Origin of the sequence: Streptomyces sp. NPDC058620 (assembly GCF_042717135.1) — a bacterium.
GTDB lineage: Bacteria > Actinomycetota > Actinomycetes > Streptomycetales > Streptomycetaceae > Streptomyces.
This window is the reverse complement of record NZ_JBHXQO010000013.1, coordinates 139,179-161,994: the sequence shown is the minus strand read 5'-3', so window position 1 is coordinate 161,994 and position 22,816 is coordinate 139,179. Positions and strand designations below refer to the sequence as shown.

17 protein-coding genes and 1 pseudogene are annotated in these 22,816 nt (G+C 70.4%); 11 read left to right on the top strand and 7 right to left on the bottom strand.

Annotation, left to right across the window (positions count from 1 at the left end; genetic code table 11):
* Nucleotides 1-58: 58 nt before the first annotated feature.
* Nucleotides 59-496 (bottom strand): helix-turn-helix domain-containing protein, encoded by a 438-nt coding sequence (locus tag ACFWSK_RS16035; RefSeq protein ID WP_383785707.1) that lies wholly within the window; start codon nt 494-496, stop codon nt 59-61.
* Nucleotides 497-696: 200 nt separating this feature from the next.
* Between ACFWSK_RS16035 and ACFWSK_RS16030 the strand changes: the two genes are divergently transcribed.
* From ACFWSK_RS16030 to ACFWSK_RS16020, 3 genes are all read left to right on the top strand, one after another.
* Complete coding sequence (locus tag ACFWSK_RS16030; RefSeq protein WP_383785705.1) at nt 697-1,536, top strand: BTAD domain-containing putative transcriptional regulator; 840 nt, start codon at nt 697-699, stop codon at nt 1,534-1,536.
* A gap of 86 nt (nt 1,537-1,622) precedes the next feature.
* The gene (argJ, locus tag ACFWSK_RS16025; protein ID WP_383785703.1) at nt 1,623-2,807 is read left to right on the top strand and encodes a bifunctional glutamate N-acetyltransferase/amino-acid acetyltransferase ArgJ; all 1,185 of its coding nucleotides are present in this window, start codon (nt 1,623-1,625) and stop codon (nt 2,805-2,807) included.
* Nucleotides 2,808-2,968: 161 nt separating this feature from the next.
* On the top strand, nt 2,969-3,997 hold the full coding sequence (locus tag ACFWSK_RS16020; protein ID WP_383785700.1) for an MBL fold metallo-hydrolase: 1,029 nt from the start codon (nt 2,969-2,971) through the stop codon (nt 3,995-3,997).
* 7 nt (nt 3,998-4,004) lie between these two features.
* Here ACFWSK_RS16020 and ACFWSK_RS16015 read toward each other — a convergent pair whose 3' ends face one another.
* Nucleotides 4,005-5,654, bottom strand: coding sequence for a penicillin-binding transpeptidase domain-containing protein (locus ACFWSK_RS16015; protein ID WP_383785697.1), 1,650 nt, complete (start codon nt 5,652-5,654; stop codon nt 4,005-4,007).
* Between the two features lie 276 nt (nt 5,655-5,930).
* Here ACFWSK_RS16015 and ACFWSK_RS16010 point away from each other — a divergent pair, with 276 nt between their 5' ends.
* From ACFWSK_RS16010 to ACFWSK_RS15995, 4 genes are read left to right on the top strand one after another with little or no spacing between them, the layout of a single operon-like run.
* Nucleotides 5,931-7,223: an ATP-grasp domain-containing protein gene (locus ACFWSK_RS16010; RefSeq protein ID WP_383785695.1), complete on the top strand. Its 1,293-nt coding sequence runs from the start codon at nt 5,931-5,933 to the stop codon at nt 7,221-7,223.
* Entirely contained in the window at nt 7,220-8,368 is a 1,149-nt protein-coding gene (locus ACFWSK_RS16005) for a GNAT family N-acetyltransferase (protein ID WP_383785693.1), read from the top strand. The genes ACFWSK_RS16010 and ACFWSK_RS16005 overlap by 4 nt, the downstream gene beginning before the upstream one ends.
* Nucleotides 8,365-10,098: an ABC transporter substrate-binding protein gene (locus ACFWSK_RS16000; protein WP_383785690.1), complete on the top strand. Its 1,734-nt coding sequence runs from the start codon at nt 8,365-8,367 to the stop codon at nt 10,096-10,098. Before ACFWSK_RS16005 ends, ACFWSK_RS16000 begins: the two co-directional genes overlap by 4 nt.
* On the top strand, nt 10,095-11,117 hold the full coding sequence (locus tag ACFWSK_RS15995) for a GNAT family N-acetyltransferase (protein WP_383785687.1): 1,023 nt from the start codon (nt 10,095-10,097) through the stop codon (nt 11,115-11,117). The genes ACFWSK_RS16000 and ACFWSK_RS15995 overlap by 4 nt, the downstream gene beginning before the upstream one ends.
* Here ACFWSK_RS15995 and ACFWSK_RS15990 read toward each other — a convergent pair.
* Genes ACFWSK_RS15990 through ACFWSK_RS15975 form a run of 4 tightly spaced genes read right to left on the bottom strand, consistent with a single transcriptional unit; the run spans nt 11,069 to nt 14,848 of the window.
* The gene (locus tag ACFWSK_RS15990; protein ID WP_383785685.1) at nt 11,069-12,079 is read right to left on the bottom strand and encodes an EamA family transporter; all 1,011 of its coding nucleotides are present in this window, start codon (nt 12,077-12,079) and stop codon (nt 11,069-11,071) included. The two genes, ACFWSK_RS15995 and ACFWSK_RS15990, sit on opposite strands and share 49 nt — an antisense overlap.
* Nucleotides 12,076-13,389 carry a serine hydrolase gene (locus ACFWSK_RS15985; protein ID WP_383785682.1) on the bottom strand — a complete coding sequence of 438 codons (1,314 nt, stop codon included), beginning with the start codon at nt 13,387-13,389 and terminating at the stop codon, nt 12,076-12,078. Before ACFWSK_RS15985 ends, ACFWSK_RS15990 begins: the two co-directional genes overlap by 4 nt.
* 17 nt (nt 13,390-13,406) lie before the next feature.
* Nucleotides 13,407-13,622: a ferredoxin gene (locus ACFWSK_RS15980; protein ID WP_383785679.1), complete on the bottom strand. Its 216-nt coding sequence runs from the start codon at nt 13,620-13,622 to the stop codon at nt 13,407-13,409.
* Nucleotides 13,619-14,848, bottom strand: a complete 1,230-nt coding sequence (locus ACFWSK_RS15975) for a cytochrome P450 (RefSeq protein WP_383785676.1) — start codon at nt 14,846-14,848, stop codon at nt 13,619-13,621. Before ACFWSK_RS15975 ends, ACFWSK_RS15980 begins: the two co-directional genes overlap by 4 nt.
* A gap of 240 nt (nt 14,849-15,088) precedes the next feature.
* Between ACFWSK_RS15975 and ACFWSK_RS15970 the strand changes: the two genes are divergently transcribed.
* Both ACFWSK_RS15970 and ACFWSK_RS15965 read left to right on the top strand, forming a co-directional pair.
* Nucleotides 15,089-15,832 carry an SDR family oxidoreductase gene (locus tag ACFWSK_RS15970; RefSeq protein ID WP_383785673.1) on the top strand — a complete coding sequence of 248 codons (744 nt, stop codon included), beginning with the start codon at nt 15,089-15,091 and terminating at the stop codon, nt 15,830-15,832.
* Nucleotides 15,833-15,961: 129 nt separating this feature from the next.
* Nucleotides 15,962-17,632: an ABC transporter substrate-binding protein gene (locus tag ACFWSK_RS15965; RefSeq protein WP_383785670.1), complete on the top strand. Its 1,671-nt coding sequence runs from the start codon at nt 15,962-15,964 to the stop codon at nt 17,630-17,632.
* A 288-nt stretch (nt 17,633-17,920) separates the two neighbouring features.
* Here ACFWSK_RS15965 and ACFWSK_RS15960 read toward each other — a convergent pair whose 3' ends face one another.
* On the bottom strand, nt 17,921-19,324 hold the full coding sequence (locus tag ACFWSK_RS15960) for a LysR family transcriptional regulator (protein WP_383785667.1): 1,404 nt from the start codon (nt 19,322-19,324) through the stop codon (nt 17,921-17,923).
* A 184-nt stretch (nt 19,325-19,508) separates the two neighbouring features.
* On the opposite strand from ACFWSK_RS15960, the gene ACFWSK_RS15955 reads away from it, so the two are divergent.
* On the top strand, nt 19,509-21,227 hold the full coding sequence (locus tag ACFWSK_RS15955; protein WP_383785665.1) for a thiamine pyrophosphate-binding protein: 1,719 nt from the start codon (nt 19,509-19,511) through the stop codon (nt 21,225-21,227).
* 2 nt (nt 21,228-21,229) lie between these two features.
* Nucleotides 21,230-22,741: pseudogene (locus tag ACFWSK_RS15950) on the top strand (asparagine synthase-related protein); the annotation flags it as partial.
* Between the last annotated feature and the right edge of the window lie 75 nt (nt 22,742-22,816).

Genomic DNA, 22,816 nt, shown 5'->3' with positions numbered 1-22,816 from the left:
CTTTCCGCTGCTCGGCGGAAACTGACCAATTTCGATTTACTCGTGGGAAACCTCGGAGCTATACCTCGTTCGGAGGCTGTTCTACCGTCAGCCCCTCCAACTCACGTACACGCTCGATGACTTCGGCGATCGACTTAAGGCTCTTGACCGAAAGACCAGCCGTCCTGAGAGCGACCTTCTGCACCTGTGCGTCGCGCAGGGCCGTGAGCAGTTCGAGGTCGGTGTCCACGGCCGCGGTCACCTGGTCGTCGAAGAAGTAGGCCGGCGGCACCCCGAAGAACTTGGCCAGTCCTTCGAGATGGCGCAACGTGGGGTTGTCGCGCTGTCCCTTGCGCAGTAGCCAGATGTAGCTGCCCGAGATGGGCGTACCGTCGGCGGTGATGGCGCGCGCCACCTCCTCGGAGCTGTACGGGAGCCGGCCGGCGGGAACCACGTTCGTGAACAGGTGGTCCAGCTTCTTGGCCAGAGCGTTCTCCGGTCCGTCCGTGCTGTCCAAAGTCGCACCGCCTTTCGTGCGGATCACCGTACCCTCGACTCATGTTGACGTCGACGCCGGGGCGCATCCACTGTCGTTGACGACCGGAATCCACGCGGGTAGCATCGCCGCTTGATCGTCAACTCATGTTGGACAGGGGCCCATTCACTTCTACGTCAGTCGATACGCAGTCGAATGATCATCGCGAAGGGGGAAGCTTCATGAGCGCCGTGCAGCGATTGACGGTCCAGCTCCTCGGTCCTGTGACCTTGCTGAACGCAAGCGTACCCATCCTGATCCAAGGTCAAAGACAGCTCAGGTTCCTGACCTCGCTCGCCCTGCGGCCGGGACAGTTCGTCACCAAGGAAGCGATCATCCAGGACTCCTGGGACAGCGAGCCGCCGCGCACCGTGTCGGGGCAGCTCCAGACCTCGGCCTGGAAGATTCGGGCCGCCCTGCGGGAAGCGGGACTCCCGAAGGACGTCCTCACCTCCAACCACCTCGGCTACCAACTGCACGTCCCCGTCGAGCGCATCGACCTGTTCCTCTTCCGGGACGCACTCCGGGACGTCCGCGCCCTGTGCGCACGCGGCGAGTACGACGCGGCCGTCGTGAAGCTCGACGCCAGCCTCGCGATGTGGAAGGGCACCGCCCTCGCCGACATCGCGTCCGGCCGGCTCCGCCTCCAGGCCGAGGGGCTCGACCGGGAGCGCGCCGCCGCGGTCGAGCTGCGCGCCCAGATCGACATCGAGATGGAGCGGTACGACGAGGCGATGGGCCAGCTGACGGAACTCCTGGACCAGGACCCGCTGCGCGAGGACCTCTACGTCTGGCTGATGAAGGCGTACTACGGTGCGGGCCGCCCCGCGGACGCCATCCAGGTCTTCCACCGGGCCAAGGAGATGCTGCGCGAGCAGATCGGCATCAGTCCGGGCGTCAAGCTCAAGGACGCGCTCCAGGCCGTGCTGCACCAGGACGAGTTCTTCCTGACGAGCACCTCCGCCTTCTCCAGGGCGTCGAAAGCCGCGGGACTGCCCCTGCGTTCGGCCATGTCCGCATAGAAGATGTGACCGAACGGGCTTGACTGAGTGGTGGCACCGGAACAGCGGGCGACCGCCGGGCCGGCCATGAGCGCGTACGCCAACTCATGAAGAGAAAAGGGACATCAGCAGTGACCACACCCCAGGGCTTTCTGGTCCACACGGCTCCGGCCGGACTCGCCGACGACGGCCGCGACGACTTCACCGTCCTGATCTCCACCGTGCCCGCCGTCTCAGCGGCGGTGTTCACCAAGTCGCGGTTCGCCGGGCCCAGCGTGGCCCTGTGCCGGGACGAGACCAGGCTCGCGGCGGCACGCGGCGTCGTCGTCGTGGCCCGTAACGCCAATGTGGCCACCGGCGCCGAGGGTGACAGCAACGCGCGGGAGGTCCGGCGCAGGACGGCGGAGATCGCCGGACTGCCGGAGGACGAGCTGCTGATCGCCTCGACCGGCGTGATCGGCAAGCAGTACCCCATGGACGACCTCCGTGCCCATCTCGACTCGCTGAGCTGGCCGCCGGAGGACCGCGGCCTGGAGCGGGCCGCCGAGGCCATCATGACGACGGACACCCACCCCAAGATCGTCTCGGCGCGCTGCGGCGACGCGACGATCACCGGCATCGCCAAGGGGGTGGGGATGCTGGAGCCGGACATGGCCACGCTGCTCACCTTCTTCGCCACCGACGCCGAGCTGCCGCAGCCCGTGCTGGACCGGATCTTCCGCCGGGTCATGGACGTCACCTTCAACGCGGTGTCCATCGACACCGACACCTCCACCAGCGACACCGCCGCCGTGTTCGCCAACGGCCTCGCGGGCCCCGTGGACGCGGCCGCCTTCGAAATGGCGCTGCACGAGGTGGCGCTGGCCCTGGTCCGGATGATCGCCAAGGACGGCGAGGGCGCGGGCAAGCTGATCGAGATCCGGGTCTCCGGCGCCCGGGACACCGCGCAGGCCAAGCGGGTGGGCAAGACCGTGGTCAACTCCCCGCTCGTCAAGACGGCCGTGCACGGCAGCGACCCCAACTGGGGGCGCGTGGCCATGGCCATCGGGAAGTGCCAGGACGACACCGACATCGTCCCGGAGAAGGTCTCCATCGGCTTCGGCGGCACCGACGTCTACCCGGCGGGCAGCGCGGAGGACGACACCCTGGTGCGCAAGCAGATCGCCGATCACCTGCGCGGCGACGAAGTGCTGATCAGCATCGGACTGGGCATCGGACAGGGCGAGTTCACCGTCTACGGGTGCGACCTCACCCCCGGATACGTGCGCCTGAACTCCGAGTACACGACCTGACCGGCACGTCCGCCGGCTTCTCGACGCCCCGCAGCCCCGTCCGGGCCGCGGGGCGTCGCGCTCGCCGGACACGGCACCGCCCCATGGCCTAAAGCCACCGACCCGACACGCACGTTCTGTACCCTTCTGATCACACTTGGTGACAGACGGAGGTTTTGCGCATGCTGCGGATGCGGCGATCGGTGCTCCAGAGGATGCTGGCGGTCGGCAGCGCCGGTCTACTGACGGCCGGTGCCGCCCCGGTGCTGCCCGCGTCGGCGCCACGGCGGCCGGATCGCGACATCGTCTCCACCCGGCTGACCATGCGCTGGCTCGGAGTCGCCGGCTGGGAGCTCGCCTTCGGCGGCCGCAGTCTGCTCTTCGACCCGTATCTGAGCCGCATGCCGTACCAGGGCGAGGACGGCGCGCTCGATCCGAAGCTCCCCCTGCGCGTGGACCGGGCCGCGGTCGCGCGGGTGGCCGGTGAACAGCTCGTGGGGCCGCCCGAGCTCATCCTCGTCAGCCACGGGCACTTCGACCACATCGCCGACGTGCCCGAGCTGCTGGCCCACCCGCAGTGGCGGCGGCACCGCATCCGCACCCTGTGCGACCTGACCTCGCGGCATCTGCTCACGGCGCTCGGTACGCCCGCGGAGCGGGTCGCCGACATGATCCCCGTACGGGGCGGCGAGTACCTCCAGTTCGACGGCTACACCGTGCAGGTGATCCCCAGCCTGCACAGCCAGGGCGCGGATCACGGCTACTTCGCCCCCGACTTCCTCACCGCGCCCCTGCCGAAACGGCCCACGACCCTGGGAGAACTGCCCGAGGGCGGGACCCTGATGTACCTGGCCACCTTCGACGGCGGGCCCTCCGTGCTGCTCTCCGGCGCCAGCAACTACATCGCCCGCGAGCTGGAGGGCCTGCGCCCGGACGTCGCCGTGATCAGCATGACGCCGCACTCCGGCGTGCACCGCTACCTGGACCGGCTGCTCGACGTGCTCGGTGATCCGCCGCTGATCATCCCCAGCCACCACGACGACATGGTCTCGGACCTCCGGGCCGGCGCCACGAACACCCTGTGGGCGACGCCGACCAGGACCGCGGTCACCGCGCTGGACAAGGCGGCGACGGGACGCGCGGTCACGGCCAGCCGGGTCCTCACGCCGCAGCCCCTGCTTCCGCTGGACATCACGGCCGAGCTGCGCTGAGCCGGGCTCAGCCCAGGCCGGCCAGGAACTTCGCCGCGATCGGTCCCGCGTCCGAACCGCCCGAGCCGCCGTCCTCCAGCAGCACCGACCAGGCGAGGTTCCCCTCGCCCTGGTAGCCGATCATCCAGGCGTGCGTCCGCAGCGGGGTGTCGTTGCCGAACTCCGCCGTGCCGGTCTTGGCGTGCGGCTCTCCAGCGATGCCCTGGAGCGCCTTGCCCGCGCCCCGGGTGACGGTCGCCCGCATCATCTCGCGGAGCGCCGACGTCACGCCCGGGTCGAGCCGGTCGGTGGCCTCGTACCTCTTCTTCACCGCGTCCGGCACCAGCACCGGCTGCTTGAACTCTCCCGCCTTCACGGTCGCCGCGAGCGAGGCCATCACCAGCGGCGACGCCAGCACCCGGGCCTGACCGATGGTGGATGCCGCCTTGTCGTTGACGCCCTTGGCCACCGGCACGCTGCCGTCGTACGTGGTGACGCCGACGTCCCACGAACCGCCGATACCGAACGCCCGTGAGGTTTCGTTCAGCGCCGACTCCGACAGCTTTCCGGCCGAATTGACGAAGAAGGTATTGCACGAGTGGGCGAAGGAGTCCCGGAAGGTCGAACCCCCGGGCAGTACGAACTGATCCTGGTTCTCGAACCGCTGACCGTCCACATAGGCGAACTTCGGGCATTCGGCCAGGTCATCGGGGCGCATACCCTGCTTCAGCAGTGCGGCCGCCGTAACTACTTTGAATGTGGAACCCGGCGGATACTGGCCGCTCAGTGCGCGGTTCTGTCCGCCCGGTTTGTTGGCCGCCGCCAGGATGTTCCCGGTGGAGGGGTCGATCGCGACAATGGCGGCATTCTTCGAAACTCCCTCCAGTGCGTCGGCCGCCGCTTCCTGGATCTTCGGATCGATGGTCGTCCTGACCGGCTCGCGCTTCCCCTCGGAGTTCTTCGTGAGCCGCTTCACCACCTGGCCGGAATTACGGTCGACGACCACCACGGACTTCGCGCCGCCGGCTCCGCCGGAGAGCTGCTTGTCGTAACGGGCCTCAAGTCCCGAGATTCCCTTGCCGGTCTTCGGATCGACCGCGCCGACCACGGAGGAGGCCCGGAGTTCGTCCCCGTTCGCGTCGAGGACGGAGGCGCGCTCCTGGGACTGGAGGGCCAGCGTCTGCCCGGCGACCATCTTCGGATGGATCATGGGGGTGTTGAACTCGACCAGCCAGGCGCCGTCCTTCTTCAGGACCCTGGCACGCGAGTCCCACGAGTAGTCCGCGGCACCCGGAATCTTCATCGCGACGTTGAACGGGAATTGAACGTCACCGGAAGTCTTCTTCTTCCCGTCACCGGGAGTGATCTCCGTCTTCGACGGGTCCAGATTCTTCGTGACGGACGTGATGAGGGATTCCGCATTCGACGGGGTGTCCGTGAACGAAGCGGCCGCCTTTGCATCGCCCGTCTCCCAGGCGCCGATGAACTTCTCCAGCTGGGCCGCGGCGGCGGTGACTTCCGGATCGTCCTCGCCCTCGTCACCGGCCAGCGCGGTGTATCCCCAGTAGCCGGCGCCTGACACCACCGCCAGCACCAACAGGGCCACCAGCACCCGGCTTCCCGTGGACCGCCGCTTTCCGTGCGGGGCAGGACTGTAGATATCGTTCTGTCGAGCCATACTCGAACGGTATACGCGGGTGCTCTTTACGTCCTCTCATTGCTGAAAGGTTCCGGCCACCGCCATTCCCTCGCCGTTCCCTCCGCCGGATTCGCTCCCTCTTGTCCCCTCCCTCATCCGAGAACTTGACCGAGAATCGATCGTCTCCGCCGCCTATGCGCTTCGGAGACGGCCTATGCGCACACCTGCCGCTCCATGGCCATGGCCGTCGGCGAGCCGTTGAACTGATCCCCATACCCACGCTGTGAGCGACGGCCGACGCATGGAGGCGGTTCGATGACAACACCCCTGGCTGACTACGCGCAGTTCGCGGACAAGCGGATCGCCATCGTCGAGCACATGCAGAACCACCCATTCGTCCTGGGCCTGCGCCAGGCCCGCGAGCACGGCCTGGAGGTGTGGCTGCTGACCGGTGACCGGTCCTGGTACACCCACGGCCACGACTGGGACTCCCACCCCCTCGCCCAGGTCATCGACCGCGTGGTCGACGTGGACACCACCGACCTCGACGCGGTACTCGCCTCGGTGACCGGCGCGGACGGCGCGCCCCTGGTGGACGGGCTGACCTCGTTCTCCGACTACCACACCGTGATCGCCGCGCAGGCGGCCCAGCGGCTCGGCCTGCCGGGGCCCGACCCGGAGGCGGTGGAGACCGCCAACGTCAAGGACCGGCTGCGGGTCGCGCTCGGCGACGTACCGTTCAACATCCCTCACGTTCTGGTGAGCGACAAGGACCAGCTGGAGGCCGCGGCGGGGAAGCTCGGCTTCCCGATGATCGCCAAGCCCCCGGCGGAGGCGATCAGTTACGGCGTGCGCCGGGTCGACGACATGGCCCAGCTGACCGAGGCGTGGAACGAGCTCTCCGGGATACGCAAGAGCCTGCGGGGCCAGCAGCGCTCCGGGGACGTCCTGCTGGAGACGTACGTCGAGGGCGTCGAGGTCAGCGTCGAGACGATGACCGTGGACGGCTACACCCACGTCTTCGGGGTGACGTCGAAGGACCTGTTCGGCGACCCGGCGTACATCGAGTGCGGGCACACCTTCCCCGTGCCGCTCTCCGACGAGTCCCGCGACGAGCTGTACTCCGTCGTCCGCAAGACCCTGGAAGCGATCGGGTACCGGCACGGGCCCTGCCACACCGAGGTGCGGCTCACCGAGTCGGGCTGGCGCATCATCGAGGCCAACCCCCGTACGCCGTCCAGCTGCATGACGATGCTGGTCACCGATGTCACCGGCCGCAGCCCCATCCTGGACGCCTGGCTGCTGACCATCGGTGAGACCCCGGCGATCGAACCCGTCACACACTCCGGCGGCGCCGCCGTCCGCATGATCTACCCGGCGAAGCGCGGCACGCTGAAGCGGGTCGACGGGGTGGAGGCCGCCGAGGCGGTGCCGGGCGTCCAGGTGCTGCTGCACGTGGAGAAGGGCGACGCGCTCCTCCAGCGCATGGACAACTCCTCCTGCGTCGGCTTCACCTACTGCAACGGACCCGACCGGCTCGAAGCACAGGCGCTCGCCGACAAGGCCGCCTCGTACCTCGACTTCGTCGTCGAGGAGGAGCAGGCGTGAGCCTCCCGCACGACGTGCACAACCGGGACGGGGTCCTGGCGGCCCCGGACGCCGCCGCGCTCGTGGGCATGGGGTGGAACGACCTGGCGGGCGTGGAGGACTTCTTCCAGACACCGCGCTGGCTCGCGGTGCAGGAGCGCAACTCCGGCACCACCATGGACTTCCTCGTGCAGCACCGCGACGGAGCGCCCGTCGCCGGACTCGTCGCGGCCTGGGCGACCGACTCCGTGCCCTGGCTGCTCGCCCGGCCCGACGCGATGCTCTCCCGGGCCGCCGACGAGGGGCTCCCGGAGGCGGAGAGCGTCCTCGCCGACGTGGCGGACGGCGATGCCTCGTCCCTGCTGCCCTCGCTGGTGTGCGGGGGCCGGCACCTGGGCCGTACGCGGATGCTGACCACCCCCGGCGCCAGGCCCGGAGACCTCGCGGCGCTGCTCGATCACGCCGAAGGGCTCGCCGAGGAACGGAAGGCGGCCTCGGTCTGCTTCCCGCACGTGGACGTCCGCGACATCTCGCTCGTCGAGCTCCTGGAGAGCCGCGGCTACCGCTCGCACACCTCCGCGCACTACGCCTGGCTGCCCATTCCGCGCGGGGGCTGGGACGAGTTCCTCGCCGACATGAGCAAGCACCGGCGCCGGCGGGTGCGTCTGGAGCGCCGGGCCCTGGCCGAGGCCGGGGTGGAGGTCACGGTCGAACCGCTGACGCAGGAGCTGGTGCCGCGTCTGGGCGAGCTGGACTCCAACCTCCTGAAGAAGTACGGCAATCCCGCGAGCCCGGAGCACTCCGCCGGGCTGCTGTCCTGGATCGCCGACGTGATGGGCGACGACGTCATGGTCTCCGTGGCCCGGCAGAACGGCAGCATCATCGGCTTCGGCATGGTCCTGCGCTCCAGGGCCCGCGGCCAGGAGCACTGGTTCGGCCACCGCGCCGGCTTCGACTACGAGGCCCAGGGCAAGCTGCCGCTCTACTACGACGTCCTGTACTACCGGGTGCTCGAAGCCGCGGCCGAGGCCGGTGTCTCCGTGCTGCACGCCGGGATCGGCAGCGTCGAGGCGAAGCTGGCGCGCGGCTGCCAGGCCAGCGAGGAGCGCTCGTACGTGCTGCGCCTTCCCCGTACGGACCGAGACCGGAGGACCGCACCCCGATGACTGCCCGCACCCCACACCCGACCGCGACGGTTCCCGGCGCAGGCTGGGACGCCGCCGTCGGAGCGATGGTGAACCCCTCGGACCGGCGCGGCGGAACGCTGCGCCTGGTGTCGTCGGCGGACGTGGACTCCCTCGACCCCGCCCGTACGTACTACGTGTGGGTCTGGCTGTTGCAGCGGATGCTCAACCGGACGCTGATGGCCTACCCCACGGACCCGGGGCCCGCCGGGCTCGTCCCCGTCCCGGACCTCGCCGAGAGCCCCGGGCGGGCGAGCGACGGGGCCAGGACGTGGACGTACCGGCTGCGCGAGAACCTGCGGTTCGACGACGGCTCCCCGATCACCTCCGCCGAGGTGCGCCACGCCGTGCAGCGGATCTTCGCCCAGGACGTGCTGCCGGGCGGCCCGACCTATCTGGTGCCTCTCCTGGACGACCCGGCGCGGCCCTACCCCGGGCCGTACCGGAGCAGCGAGCCCCTGGAGTCCGTGGAGACGCCCGACGAGCGCACCATCGTCTTCCGGCTGCGCAGCCCGTTCGCCGACTTCGACCATCTGATGGCCCAGCCCTGTGTCTCCCCCGTCCCCCGGCACGCCGACACCGGCGCCCGGTACGGGGAGGACCCCCGGTGCAGTGGTCCGTACCGGGTCGAGGAGCACCGGCCGGGCGCGTATCTGCACCTGGAGCGCAACCCCTACTGGGACAGGGCCACCGACCCGGTGCGGCCCGCCCTGCCCGACCGGGTGGAGCTGACCATCGGGGTGGGGCTCGACGACCTCGACGCCCAGCTGATCGACGGGGTCTTCGACATCAACCTCGAAGGGCGCGGGCTCCAGCACGCGGCGCAGCAGCGGGTCACGGCGGACGAGATCCTGCGTACCCACACGGACAACCCCCGCACGAGCTTCCTGCACTTCGTCTCCCTCCAGCCGCACATCCCGCCGTTCGACAACGTGCACGTGCGCAGGGCGGTGCACTACGCGGCGGACCGGCTGCTCCTCCAGGAGGCCCGCGGCGGCCCCGTCACCGGAGGTGACCTCACCCCGGCGCTGTTCCCGCCCCGGCTCCCCGCCCACCAGGGCCTGGACCGCTATCCGGCCGGGCCCGACCTGCGGGGCGATCTCGACAAGGCGCGGGCGGAGCTGGCGGCCGCCGGGCTGCCGGACGGTTTCGACGCGGTGATCGGCACCCAGCGGGGGAAGTTCCGGCTGGTCGCCGACGCGGTCGTCGAATCGGTGGCCAGGGTCGGCATCCGGCTGACGGTCAAGGAACTGGACGTGGCCAGCTACTTCAGCCTGGGCGCGGGCTCACCCGAGACCATCCGGAAGCACAATCTCGGGCTCATCGTCACGGACTGGGGCGCGGACTTCCCGACCGAGTACGGGTTCCTGGCCCCGCTCGTCGACGGCCGGCAGATCAAGCGGAACGGCGGGAACTGGAACATCGCCGAGCTGGACGCCCCGGAGATCAACGAACTGATCGACCGGAGCCTGCACACCACCGATCCGGCCGAACGCACCCGGCTGTGGCGGGTGGTCGAGAGACTGGTCATGGAGCACGCCGTGATCCTCCCGCTGGTCCATGACAAAACCCTGTCCTTCCGCAATCCCTGGGTCACCAACGTCTATGTCCAGCCCGCCTTCGGGCTGTACGACATCCAGGCCATGGGTCTCGCGCCCGACGCCGGCCACCTCGACCGCCTCGACCACTCCGACCGGGAGACCACTCCATGACCGACAGCACACCGGAGCTCCGCTTCATCCCGCTGAGCGCGGACGACGACGACACGGCGGGCCAGTGGCTCCAGTTGATGGCGGAGGCCGCCGACGACGTCCCCGGGTCCGCGCCGCCCTGCCCCGTCGACATGATCGGCTCTCTTCGATTCGCCCCGCCCGCCACCGCGCTGGAGGACTGGGTCGCCCTGCGCGACGGGCAGGTCGTCGGCGCGCTGCGGCTCGCCCTGCCGAACGGCGCACCGGTGGCCCGGGTGGACCAGCTCCTCGTGCACCCCAAGCTGCGCCGCCGCGGCACAGGCCGCGCCCTGTTCGGCCGGGCCCTCGAACTGGCCGCCGAGCACGGGCGCACCACCCTTGCCGGGATGACCGTCGAGCCGCTGGAGGGCGGCCCGGCGCGCGATCCCGCCCCCGCGGCGTTCGTCGCCGCCCTGGGAGGGGTCGCGGCGGACGGCCCTTCGGGTCTGCACCAGTGGCTCGATCTGCGGCGCCACGACCCGCTGGCCGACGGAGTGCCCGCCCTGCCCGAGGGCTACGGCCTGGTCCGCTGGGGCACGGTCACCCCCGACGCCTACGCCGTGCCGGTCTCGCTGCTGGAGCAGTCCCTCGGTGACACCGGAACAGAGCCCGAGCCCGACCAGGAGGTCGAGACGAGCTACGCCCGCGCCTTCGAGACCATGCGCGTGGGCCGGGGCCGGCGGGCGTACCACACCGGGGTCGTCCACAAGGCGAGCGGAACACTGGCCGGTTACACCAGCGTCTCCAAGACCACCGGAAACCCGGAGTACGCGCTCCAGGGCATGACGGTCGTCCACCGTGCCCACCGCGGCCACCGGCTGGGGCTGCTCCTCAAGCTCTCGAACCTGGAGAACGTGCTGCGGCAGGAGCCCGCGGTACGGCTGCTGGAGACGGCGAACGCCGAGGACAACCACTCGATGATCGCCGTCAACAGCGCGATGGGCTTCGTGCCTCAGGACCGCTGGGTGTCCTGGACCTTCGGGGTCGGCTCGTCCGGCTGAGCCACGACAGGCCCGGCCGGCAGGTCCGGCCGGGCCGCTCCGGACTCCGGCCCCGGCTCCCCTTCGGGGCCGGGGCCTTTGCCGTGAGGTCGCTTCGGCAGGGCGAGCCCCATTCCGGCCAGCACGCCGATGACCACGATCGCGGCCCCGGCCAGCGACAAGGCGCTCGGCTCCTCGTCGAGCGCCGGCCAGGCCGCCGCGATGCCGACGACCGGCACGAGCATCGAGTACGGGGCCACGGTCCCGGCCTCGTACCGCTTCAGCAGCGCCGTCCAGATGCCCGAGCCCACCACGGAACCCGCCAGCGCGATGTACAGCAGCGCCACCAGGCCGGGCCAGCCCTCGGCGTCGAACGCGCCGCCGAAGGCCCGCCACCCCGTGGCCGGTCCCTCCATGACGGCGGAGAGCGCCAGCAGGGGCAGTGGCGGCACCACGGACATCCACAGCGCGAAGCGCAGCGGATGCTCGGGCCTGGCCTGCCGGCTGGCGAGGTTGCCGAGCGCCCAGCCGAGCGCCGCCAGCAGGGTCAGGAAGAGCGGCAGCAGCGCAGCCGTCCTGGCCCGGTCGACGGCGATCACCGTCAGCCCAAGGACCGCCGCCGCCATCCCGGCGAGCTGCTGCCACGACAGCCGCTCGTGCAGCAGGACCGCGCCGAGCAGCACGGTCAGCGGGGCCGCCGCCTGCACCACCACGGACGCCTGGCCCGAGGGCATCCCGTTGTCGATGGCGAGGAAGAGCAGCCCGAACTGCATGGCGCCGAAGCCCAGTCCGTACCCCAGCAGCCAGCGCAGCGGAACCTGCGGGCGGGGCACGAACAGGACCACGGGCACCGCGAGGACCAGGAAGCGCAGCGCGGCGAGGAAGAACGGCGGGAAGTGGTCGAGCCCCACCCGCACGGCGAGGAAGTTCAGCCCCCACAGCACCGCGACGAGGACGGCGAGCAGCCGGTCCCTGGTGCTCACCGAGCCGGTTCCTTCTCGCCTTCCAGCAGCCCGGACTCGATGACCTTCGCACCGAGCCTGCGCAGCAACTGGCCGTCACCGATGAGCTTCTGCTCGTCGGCGGCCTGTTGCAGCACCAGGACGTGCGGGGTGCCCTGGTGGTCCTCCAGGAGCCAGCAGAACATCATGACACCGGGGCAGGAGCCGCCCTTGAAGACGGCCTTGGACCACTTCTCCCGGTCGACGAGGATGCCCGGGTAGGCGGTCAGGATGGCGTCGACCGTCCCGCTCGCGTCCCGCGCGCCGTCCTGTACGAGCGCCTCCAGGACCCTGAACACGTCGTACGCGCTCATGTGCCAGTCCAGGCCGAGCTGGTGGACCGTCTCGCCCAGGTCGGAGCCGCGCACGGTGAGCGGCTTGGCGACCCGGTGCAGCAGTTCCCTGCGGGCCGCCTCGTCGCCCTCGGCCCAGGCGCGGCGGAGTCCGTGCGCGCCCCAGCCGATCTCGAAGACCTCGCGGCTGGAGAGGAAGGGCCGCAGCAGGGAGGGGTCGTGGTGACCGGACGCCACCACGGCGCGCTCGACGGCCTCGCGCCCCACCTTGTCGGCGAGGAGGTCGGCGGCCGTGTTGTCGCTCATCGCGATCATCTTGTGCGCCGTCTCGCGGACCGGGACCCGCGTACCGTCCGGCAGTTCCTGCATGTCGCCGGTGGGCAGGCTGCGCAGGTCGGGACGGGTGACCACCTCGTCGTCCCAGTCGAGCTCGCCGTTGTCGACTGCGTGGATGAGGGCCCGCATCAGGTAGAGCTTGTACGCCGAGCCGGTGGGGAGCGCCCGGTGGGCGTCCTTCTCGTGCAGCACGATGTGCCGGCCCTCTTCGAGGCGGACGGCCAGCACCGAGGAGGTGACGCCCTCGATGCGCAGGGCCTCGTCGAGGTCGGCCCACTCGCGTATCTCGGGGACGAAGATGTCCGGCTGGAGGTGCAGGATGCGGACGAGACCGGTCGAGTCGATGATCACGGTGAGCGAGAAGTCCCGGCCGGACGGGTCGGTGAGCACCAGCCAGCCCTTGTGGGCGACCGGTTGGTAGGTCGTCACGGTGAACGGGCCGAGCTTGCGCCACTCCTCCAGGGTCGCGGTGAATCCCCGCGGGTACTTGTCGAGGAAGCCGGGCACCAGGGACGGCGCCATCTCCTCCTCCGACGGGAGGTCCGGCGCCGTCAGCAGCTCCATCGCCCAGCGGCAGGGGCCGGCCAGGGGAGAGCTGTCCTCGGCGAGTTCCTCCTCGGCCGCGGTCCGGACGGACGTGGTGGTACCAGGGACGTCGGTCATCTTCACTCCTTGTCCGGTCAGTTCTCGGTGACCGTGATGGCGCCGCACGGACACAGGTCCGCGCACAGCCGCGCTCCTTCGTGGAGCGCGGGCGGCGGGGTGGGGTCGAGCAGCACCACGGTGCCGGTGTCGGGGTCCTGGCCGAAGATATCGGGCTCCGTCGCCGCGCACCGGCCCATGGCGCAACAGGCTGCTTCGTCGACGCCGACGGTCAGCCGGCCGGGGTCGCTCACCAGGTCACCGGGAGACTGCCGAGACCGTAACTCGACACCTCGTGGCGGAAGTCGAGCTCCTCGAAGGGCACGGCGAGACGTACGTCGGGCATCCAGCGCAGTACGGCGGCGAGCATCTCCTCGATCTCGGCCTTGGCGAGCCACTGGCCGAGGCACTGGTGGATGCCGTGGCCGAACGCCAGGTGCCGGCGGGCGTCGCGGTGCGGGTCGAGGGTGTCGGGGGACGGGAAGAGCTGCTCGTCGCGGTTGCCCGCGGACAGTGACAGCACGACGCCCTCGCCCGCCCTGATGACCACGTCACCGAGCTGTACGTCCTCGGTGGCCGCGCGGGCCAGGCCGTTCTGCACGATGGAGTGGAAGCGGAGCAGTTCCTCGACGGCCGCGGGCAGCAGCTCCGGGTCCTCGCGCAGGGAGGTGGCGAGACCCTTGTCGGTGACCAGGCTGAGCAGGCTGAGACCTGCCTGGCTGGTGGTCGTGCCGTGCCCGGCGACCAGCAGCAGCCGGCACATCGGCACCATCTCGTCGATGTCGAGCGTCCCCTTGCGTACCTGGTCGACGACCAGCCGGCTGATCAGGTCGTCGCCGGGTTCGCGGATGCGTGACTCGACGAGCTCGCGCAGGAAGGCGTCCAGTTCGTCACGGGCGGCGGCCACCTGCTGCGGGGTGTAGCCGCGGTCGATGAGAATGGCGCTGCGGTCCTCCATCAGGGCCCGCTCGCCCGCGGGTATCCCGAACATCGCGGCGATGACGCGGGACGGCACCGGGATCGTCAGTTTTGCCACGAGATCGACCGGACGTTCGCCCGAGGCCAGCTCCGAAAGAATGTCGTCCAGCATTTCCCGGAGCATCGGCCGCATTTCATCGGCGCGACGCTGAAGGAATTCACGGGTCAGCATCGAACGCAGCCGTGAGTGATCCGGGTCGTCCATGCGGATGAACGAGGCGGATTTCGGCTGGGCCCGTACCAGCTGCGAAGTGGGCGTCATCATGGGAAATCCGGGCGCGCTGGTCACCGCGGTGAATCGGCGGTCACCGAGCACGGCGCGGACGTGGGCGTGCGCGGTCACCAGCCACACCTCGCTGCCGTCCCACAGCGTCACGCGGCTCGCCGCCGGCCCCGCCCTCAACTCCGCGAGCTGCGGCGGCGGATCGACCGGACAGCCCCGGAGCATCGGGTAGGACGGTGCCGCCTTCCCGTCCTGGACCGCTACATCGTCTCGCATCATGTTCCGCCCATCAGTACACACAGGTCATGCCGACGTGGGATCGCTGTCACAATCTGCCCGATATGGCGGACGGAAGTCTCCTGCCCCGGCCCACTGCGCATAACCGGCACGGAGTGCACATAACCCGTGGTGACAATGGGTATTCACGCGTGACGGCCGGGCTGATAACGTCACCGATTCCGCGCCCAAGCGCATAAGCAATTCAAGGAAACACACCGGCTCGCACACTGGGGGTTACACATGTCCGGAATTCTGCAGGGAAAGGTCGCGCTCGTCACCGGGGCGAGCTCCGGCATCGGCGAGGCCACGGCACGCACCCTGGCCGCCGAGGGCGCGAAGGTCGCCATCGCGGCACGCCGCACGGACCGGCTCGACGCGCTGCGCGCTGAGCTGGAGGCCGGTGGCGCCACCGTTCTCGTGCTGCCGCTCGACGTCGCCGACGAGCAGGCGGTGCACGCCGCGGTCGCCTCGACCGTGGAGACGCTCGGCTCCCTCGACATCCTCGTGAACAGCGCCGGTCTGATGCTGCTGGGGCCCGTGGAGGGCGCCGACACCACGGACTGGACCCGCATGATGGACGTCAACGTCCTCGGCCTGATGTACATGACACACGCGGCGCTGCCGCACCTGCTCCGCAGCCGGGGCACGGTCGTGCAGATCTCCTCGGTCGCCGCGCGTGTGGTCGGCCGGGGCAGCGCCGCGTACAACGCCAGCAAGTTCGCGGTGAACGGCTTCAGCGAGGGCCTGCGCCAGGAGGTCACCGAGCGCGGGGTCCGGGTCGTGGTGATCGAGCCCGGCACCGTCGAGACCGAGCTGCGCGACCACATCACGCACGCGCCGTCGAAGGCCGCGATCCAGGAGCGGGTGACGAAGATCCGCCAGCTGCAGAGCGAGGACATCGCCGAGGCGGTCCGTTACGCCGTGACGGCGCCCGAGCACGCGACCGTCAACGAGATCTTCATCCGCCCGACGGACCAGGCCTGATCCGGCTCACCGTACCGACGCTATGCCGACCCGCCACCGGCTATGCGCGGACCGGGCGGCCGCACCGCTCCACGAAAGCCCGCGCACAGGATGTGTGCGGAAGTGCAACGCGAGGGAGGGCTACAGGAGATGACGACCAGTAAGCCGACGGAGACCGGCAGCGGCTTCGATGCCGGAGTGCACGGTGTGGTCCGGCCGACCACCGCGACAGGGGGCACGCTCCGGCTGGTACGCACCGACGACTTCGACTCACTGGACCCGGGGAACACCTACTACGCGTACACCTGGAATTTCCTGCGGCTCATCGGCCGGACCCTGGTCACGTTCGACACCGCGCCGGGCAAGGCGGGACAACGGCTCGTGCCGGACCTCGCCGAGAGCCTGGGCGAGTCGTCCGACGGCGGGCGGACCTGGACGTACCGGCTGCGCGAAGGGCTGAAGTACGAGGACGGCTCCCCCGTCACGTCCGGCGACGTCAAGTACGCGATCGCCAGGAGCAACTACGGCACCGACGTGCTCGGTGTCGGACCGACGTACTTCCGGCAGCTCCTGGGCACCGACTACGGCGGCCCCTGGCGGGAGCCCGACGCCGACGGTCCCGTGACGCTGGAGACCCCGGACGACCGGACCCTGATCTTCCGGCTGCGTGAGCCGTTCGCGGGCATGGACCTGCTGGCGACCATGCCCAGCACGACCCCGGTCCCCCGCCACCTGGACACCGGCGCGGGATACGCGTTGGGCCCGGTCGCGACCGGCCCGTACCGGGTCGCCTCCTACACCCGGGGCAAGCTCGCCGTACTGGAGCCCAACCCGCACTGGGACCGCTCCACCGACCCGGTGCGCCACCAGCGCGCCCGGCGGATCGAGGTGCTGCTCGGGGTCGAGCCGCACGAGGTCGACCGGATGCTCATCTCCGGCGAGGCCCACGTCGACCTGGCCGGCTTCGGCGTCCAGCCGCTGGCCCAGGAGCGCATCCTGGCCGACCCGGAGCTGCGGGCCAACGCCGACAACCCGCTGACCGGATTCACCTGGATCTACTGCCTGTCCAGCAACATCGCGCCGTTCGACAACGTGCACTGCCGCCGCGCCGTGCAGTTCGCCACGGACAAGCTGGCCATGCAGGAGGCTTACGGCGGTTCGGTCGGCGGTGACATCGCGACGACGATCCTCCCGCCCACCATCGACGGGTACGAGCCCTTCGACCGCTACCCGGTCGGGGACGACGGCACCGGCGACCTGGAGGCGGCCCGCGCCGAACTCGCCCTGGCCGGTATGCCCAACGGCTTCAAGACGAAGATCGCCGCCCGCAAGGACCGGCTCAAGGAGTACCGGGCCGCCGAAGCGCTCTCCGCGGGGCTGGCACGCGTCGGCATCGAGGCCGAGGTGCTGGACTTCCCGTCGGGCGACTACTTCGAGGTCTACGGGGGCTCGCCTTCCTATCTGGCCGAGCACGGCATCGGGATCATCATGTTCGGCTGGGGCGCCGACTTCCCCGACGGCTACGGCTTCCTCCAGCAGATCGTCGACGGCCGGGCCATCAAGGAGCGCGGCAACCAGAACATGGGTGAGCTCGACGACCCCGAGATCAACGAGCTGCTGGACCGCGGTGCCACGTGCGCCGACCCGGTCGAGCGGGCGGAGATCTGGCAGCGCATCGACCGGCTGACGATGGAGCACGCGGTGATCGTGCCCTATCTCTATCCGCGCTCGCTGCTCTACCGGCACCCGAACGCCCGGAACGTCTTCGTCACGGGGTCGTTCGGCATGTACGACTACGCGGCGCTCGGCGCCGAGGACTGACCCGGGACCCGGCACACCGGGTGGTACGGCCGGCCGCGGCGGGGGAGGCTCCGCCGCGGCCGGCCCGTATGACGGCGGCCGCCAGGGCCTGTCCGGCCCTGATCCGGCCCTGTCCCGCGAACGCCCATGGGCTGTCCCGTAATCCCTGGTGGATCAGCGCGCGGCGTCAGGTGCGGTGCATCGCAAGGCGGAGGGACGTCCGCATACTGGTTGTATTCGGGCATTCCGACAACGCGGCGAGGTGCCGTAGCTGTCGTCGTGCGCCCGCCAGGGATTACGGGACAGCCCTCAGCCCGCCTTCGTCCACCGGCGGTGCGGCACCGGCCTGCCGGTGCTCCGGCGGGCCGCGATGCCCGCCCCGTGGAACTCCGTCTCGAACGCGTCCAGTTGGCGCAGGAACTGCCGCGTGGAGCTGGTCAGCGAGGTCCCCCGGGAGCTGCGCAGCAGCAGCCTGGCGCCCAGCCGGAACTCCAGCCGGTGAATCCGGCGGGTCAGGGCGGACTGGCTGATGGACAGCACCGCCGCGGCCCGGTTGATGCTGCCGTGCTGGGCGACCGCGCGCAGCAGATGCAGATCCTCGACATCGAGCTGCCCGGGTTCCGGCCCCGAGTCCGACGGCGACGGGGCGCCCGGTGACGTGTGCGCGGCCGGGGCGGCGCTTGCGTCCTGGCGGTCCAGCTGCTCCCCGTACCACTGGGCCCACCAGGGGTCCCGGAGCATGTCCTGGTGGTGCTCGGCGAACCGTCCCAGATAGCGGGCCGTGAGCAGCGTGGCCAGCTGTTCGGCCAGCGCACCCGGCACCACGGCAGGGTCGACGATCAGGGCGCAGGTGCGGCGGGGGCGCTCGACGACGGACCGGCGCACCAGGTTCGGGGTGTGCAGGGCCGGACCCGTGGGCGAACCGAGGCCGACGACGTCCCCCCGGTGCAGCATGCCCCGGACGACCGAGGCAGCGGCGACCTGGAGGCGCGCCGGCTTGGGCAGGCCCGCGGCGTGGAAGACCCGCTCGACCAGCACCTCCGAGCCGGGCCCCGCCTCGCTCACCCAGTGCTCGTCCAGCAGATCGGCCAGCGCGAGCGATTCCCGGTCGGCCAGCCGATGTCCGGACGGCAGCGTGACCCACAGCGCGTCGTCGAGCACGTCGTACACCCGTACCGCCCGGTCGACCGAGGCGTGCGGGGCGTCGAACCCCCAGGTGTGCACGGCGTCCACGGAGAAGTCGGCCAGCTGCCGCAGCGCCCCGTGCGGGGTGTCGTGGCTGATGGACAGCAGCACCCCCAGGGTGGCCGACGCGTCCTCGACCACGTCCTCCAGAAGCGGGCCCGCGGAGGCGATCGTCAGCACGTCCGGGGCGTCCAGGGCCTCCGGTCCGCTGCCGAATATCTCCGTACGGGCGGCCAGGTCGACCTGCCGGAAGAAGCGTCGCCCGGCCACGAGCAGCCGAGAACCGGCCGCGGTCAGCTGCACGGAATGACAGCCCCGCCGGGTCAGCGCGAGGTCCACGTCCTTGTCGAGCCGGTCCAGCCGGCGCTCGACCGATCCCTGGCGCAGGCCGAGCCTCCTGGCCACCTCGGCGAGGTCTCCGCATCCCGCCACCGTGTCCAGAAGCTGCAGGTCCGCACGCGAAAAGGGAAACTGCGCCGGCGAGACGGGAACAGAAGCCAAAACTCGCTCAAAAGGCACCGTGGACATCCTTTTTGACTGAGACCGACCGGCACATGGGGGCCGGCTTCCGCATCAGAGTTCGGGGAACGTCACTTCCACCCGTCTCCGCCCTCTCTCCGTCCTCTCCTCGGATATCTGGAAGAGAGCGCGCGAAGAGCGGCGACCGTCACGGTTCTCAGGTCTTGCCCATCGCTGAACGACCAGGAGACCCATGTCCCGCGTATCGACCGGCCCCAAGAACGAACCGACAGCTGCCCACGCACTGCTGACCCGGCTGCACGAGCACGGTGTGGACAAGGTCTTCGGCGTCGTCGGCCGCGAGGCCGCCTCGATCCTCTTCGATGAGGTCGAGGGGATCGAGTTCGTGCTCACCCGGCACGAGTTCACCGCCGGTGTCGCCGCCGATGTGCTCGCCCGTATCAGCGGCCGCCCCCAGGCGTGCTGGGCGACGCTCGGCCCCGGAATGACGAACCTCTCCACGGGTATCGCCACGTCGATCCTGGACCGCTCGCCGGTCATCGCGCTGGCCGCCCAGTCCGAGTCCCACGACATCTTCCCGAACGACACCCACCAGTGCCTCGACCTGGTCGCCATCGCCAAGCCGATGACGAAGTACGCGGTGGAGCTGGAGCGCCCGAGCGAGATCACCGACCTGGTGGACTCGGCGGTGTCGGCGGCCATGACCGAGCCGGTCGGCCCGTCCTTCATCTCGCTCCCGGTCGACCTGCTGGGCTCCAGCGAGGGCATCACCCTGGGCAACAACCCGCCCGCCCGCACCCCGGCCAAGCCCACCGGCACGGTCGACGCCGACTGGAAGAGCGCCGCCGACGAGGCCGTCGAGCTGCTGCGCGGTGCCAAGCACCCGGTGCTGGCCGTCGGTGCCGCGGCCATCCGCTCCGGCGCCGTGGACGCTATCCGCGCCCTGGCCGAGCGGCTGAACATCCCGGTCATCACGACCTACATCGCCAAGGGCATCCTGCCCCACGAGCACGAGCTCAACTACGGTGCCGTCACCGGCTACATGGACGGCATCCTCGGCTTCCCCGCCCTGGAGACCCTGTTCGCCCCGGTGGACGTCGTCCTCACCGTCGGCTACGACTACGCCGAGGACCTGCGTCCCTCGATGTGGGCGCGCGGCCAGGAGAAGAAGACCGTCCGCATCTCCCCCACCCCGAACCCGATCCCCCGGGTGTACCGCCCCACCGTCGACGTCGTCACCGACGTGCTGGCCTTCGTCGAGTACGTCGACGCTGCCACCGCCGACCTCGCCGCGAAGGACCGGCACGACATCGCCCCGCTGCGCGCGCGGATCGCGGAGTTCCTCGCCGACCCCACCGAGTACGAGGACGGCATGCGGGTCCACCAGGTCATGGACTCCATGAACGAGGTCATGGCCGAGGCCGCGGGTCCGGGCCGCGGCACGATCGTCTCCGACATCGGCTTCTTCCGTCACTACGGAGTGCTCTTCGCCCGCGCCGACCAGCCGTTCGGCTTCCTCACCTCGGCCGGCTGCTCCAGCTTCGGCTACGGCATCCCGGCGGCCATCGGCGCCCAGATGGCCCGCCCCGGCGAGCCCACCTTCCTCATCGCGGGCGACGGCGGCTTCCACTCCAACAGCGCCGACCTGGAGACGATCGCCCGTCTCAACCTGCCGATCGTCACCGTCGTCGTGAACAACGACACCAACGGTCTCATCGAGCTCTACCAGAACCTCGGCCACCGCCGCAGCCACGACCCGGCGGTCAAGTTCGGCAGCGTCGACTTCGTCGCCCTCGCCGAGGCGAACGGTGTCGACGCGACCCGCGCGACCTCGCGCGAGGAGCTGCTCGCCGCGCTGCGCAAGGGAGCCGAGCTGGGCCGCCCCTTCCTCATCGAAGTACCGGTCAACTATGACTTCACGACCGGTGGCTTCGGGGCACTGAGCATCTGATCATGTCAGCGCAGGAGACTCCTGCCGCCTACGGATTCCTGGTCTCCGCCCAGTTGGACGGAGACCGGGTCCTCGGTGCGGCCCACGCCACCCAGGGCACCAGCACCAGCTTCCGGGAACGTCTGCAGACGCAGACCGTGACCGCGTCTCTGGTCCATGCCCCCACCATCTCCCCCGAGCCCGCGCTCGCACGCGACACGGACATCGCCGTGCTGGCCGTCGGTGAGATCTACAACGGGGACGAGCTCCGGTCCGTACTCCCCTCCGCGGACGCCGACACCGGCGACGCGCACCTGCTGCTCCAGCTGTTCCACCGGTACGGGATCCACGCGTTCCGCCTCGTCAACGGCCGGTACGCCGCGGTCGTCGCCACCGGACAGAGCGTCTACCTGGCGACCGACCACGCCGGCTCCGTCCCCCTGTACATCCGGCCCGGCCGCGGTGAGGTCTTCGCCTCCACCGAGGCCAAGACGCTGGCCAGACACGGCGGACCGATGGGCCTGCCGGTCCCGTCCGCCCGCCGGGTACGGCGGCTGGCCGGGGTCTACCAGGTGCCGGCCGGCACGGTGCTGGCGATCGACCTCAAGACCGGCACCACCGACTCCCACCGCACGTGGGCACCGGCGCTGTCCCGCCGCATCGTCGACGAGGACGAGGCGGTCCAGTCGCTGCGCGAGGTCCTGGACACCGCCGTCCGCTCCCGGCTGGGGCCGGACGGGCCTCCGCTCGTGGTCCTCTCCGGCGGCATCGACTCCTCGGGGGTCGCGGCGCTCGCGCACCGGGCCGCCGGCGCCCTGGACACGGTGTCGATGGGAACCGAGACCTCGGACGAGTTCCCGCAGGCCCGCGTCGTGGCGGACCACCTCGGCTCGCACCACCGGGAACTGACCCTGCGGACCTCGGACCTGCTCGGCCGGCTGCCGCACACCGTCTGGTCCGCGGAGTCGCTCGACCCGGACATCATCGAGTACCTGCTGCCCCTCAACTCCCTCTACGGGACGCTCAAGGGACCGCAGCGCCGCATCCTCACCGGGTACGGGGCCGACATCCCGCTCGCCGGAATGCACCGCGAGGACCGGCTGCCGGACCTGGACTCGGCGGTGGCGTACGACATGGCCACCTTCGACGGTCTCAACGAGATGTCGCCGGTGCTGTCGACGATGTACGGGCACTGGACCACGCACCCCTACTGGGACCGTGAGGTCCTCGACCACCTGGTCCCCCTGGAGGCCGGGCTCAAGCGCCGTTACGGGCGTGACAAGTGGGTGCTGCGGGCCGCGATGGCGGAGCTGCTGCCGCACGAGACCGTCACCCGGCCCAAGCTCGGTGTGCACGAGGGTTCCGGCACCACCTCCTCGTTCAGCCTGATCCTCACGGAGCACGGCGTACCGGAGGAGTCCGTACCCAGCGCCAAGCGCCAGGTCGTACAGGAGCTGTTCGACCGCACCGTCGTCAACGGCGAGCACCCGGACCACGTCTCCACGTGGGACGTGGTCGCCGAGGTGGCGGACCAGCTCAAGGAGCGCCGTACCGTGCCGTCCGCGCGACGGCCCGCGGGCTCGCCGCAGCTGCACGCCGCGCCCGTCCCC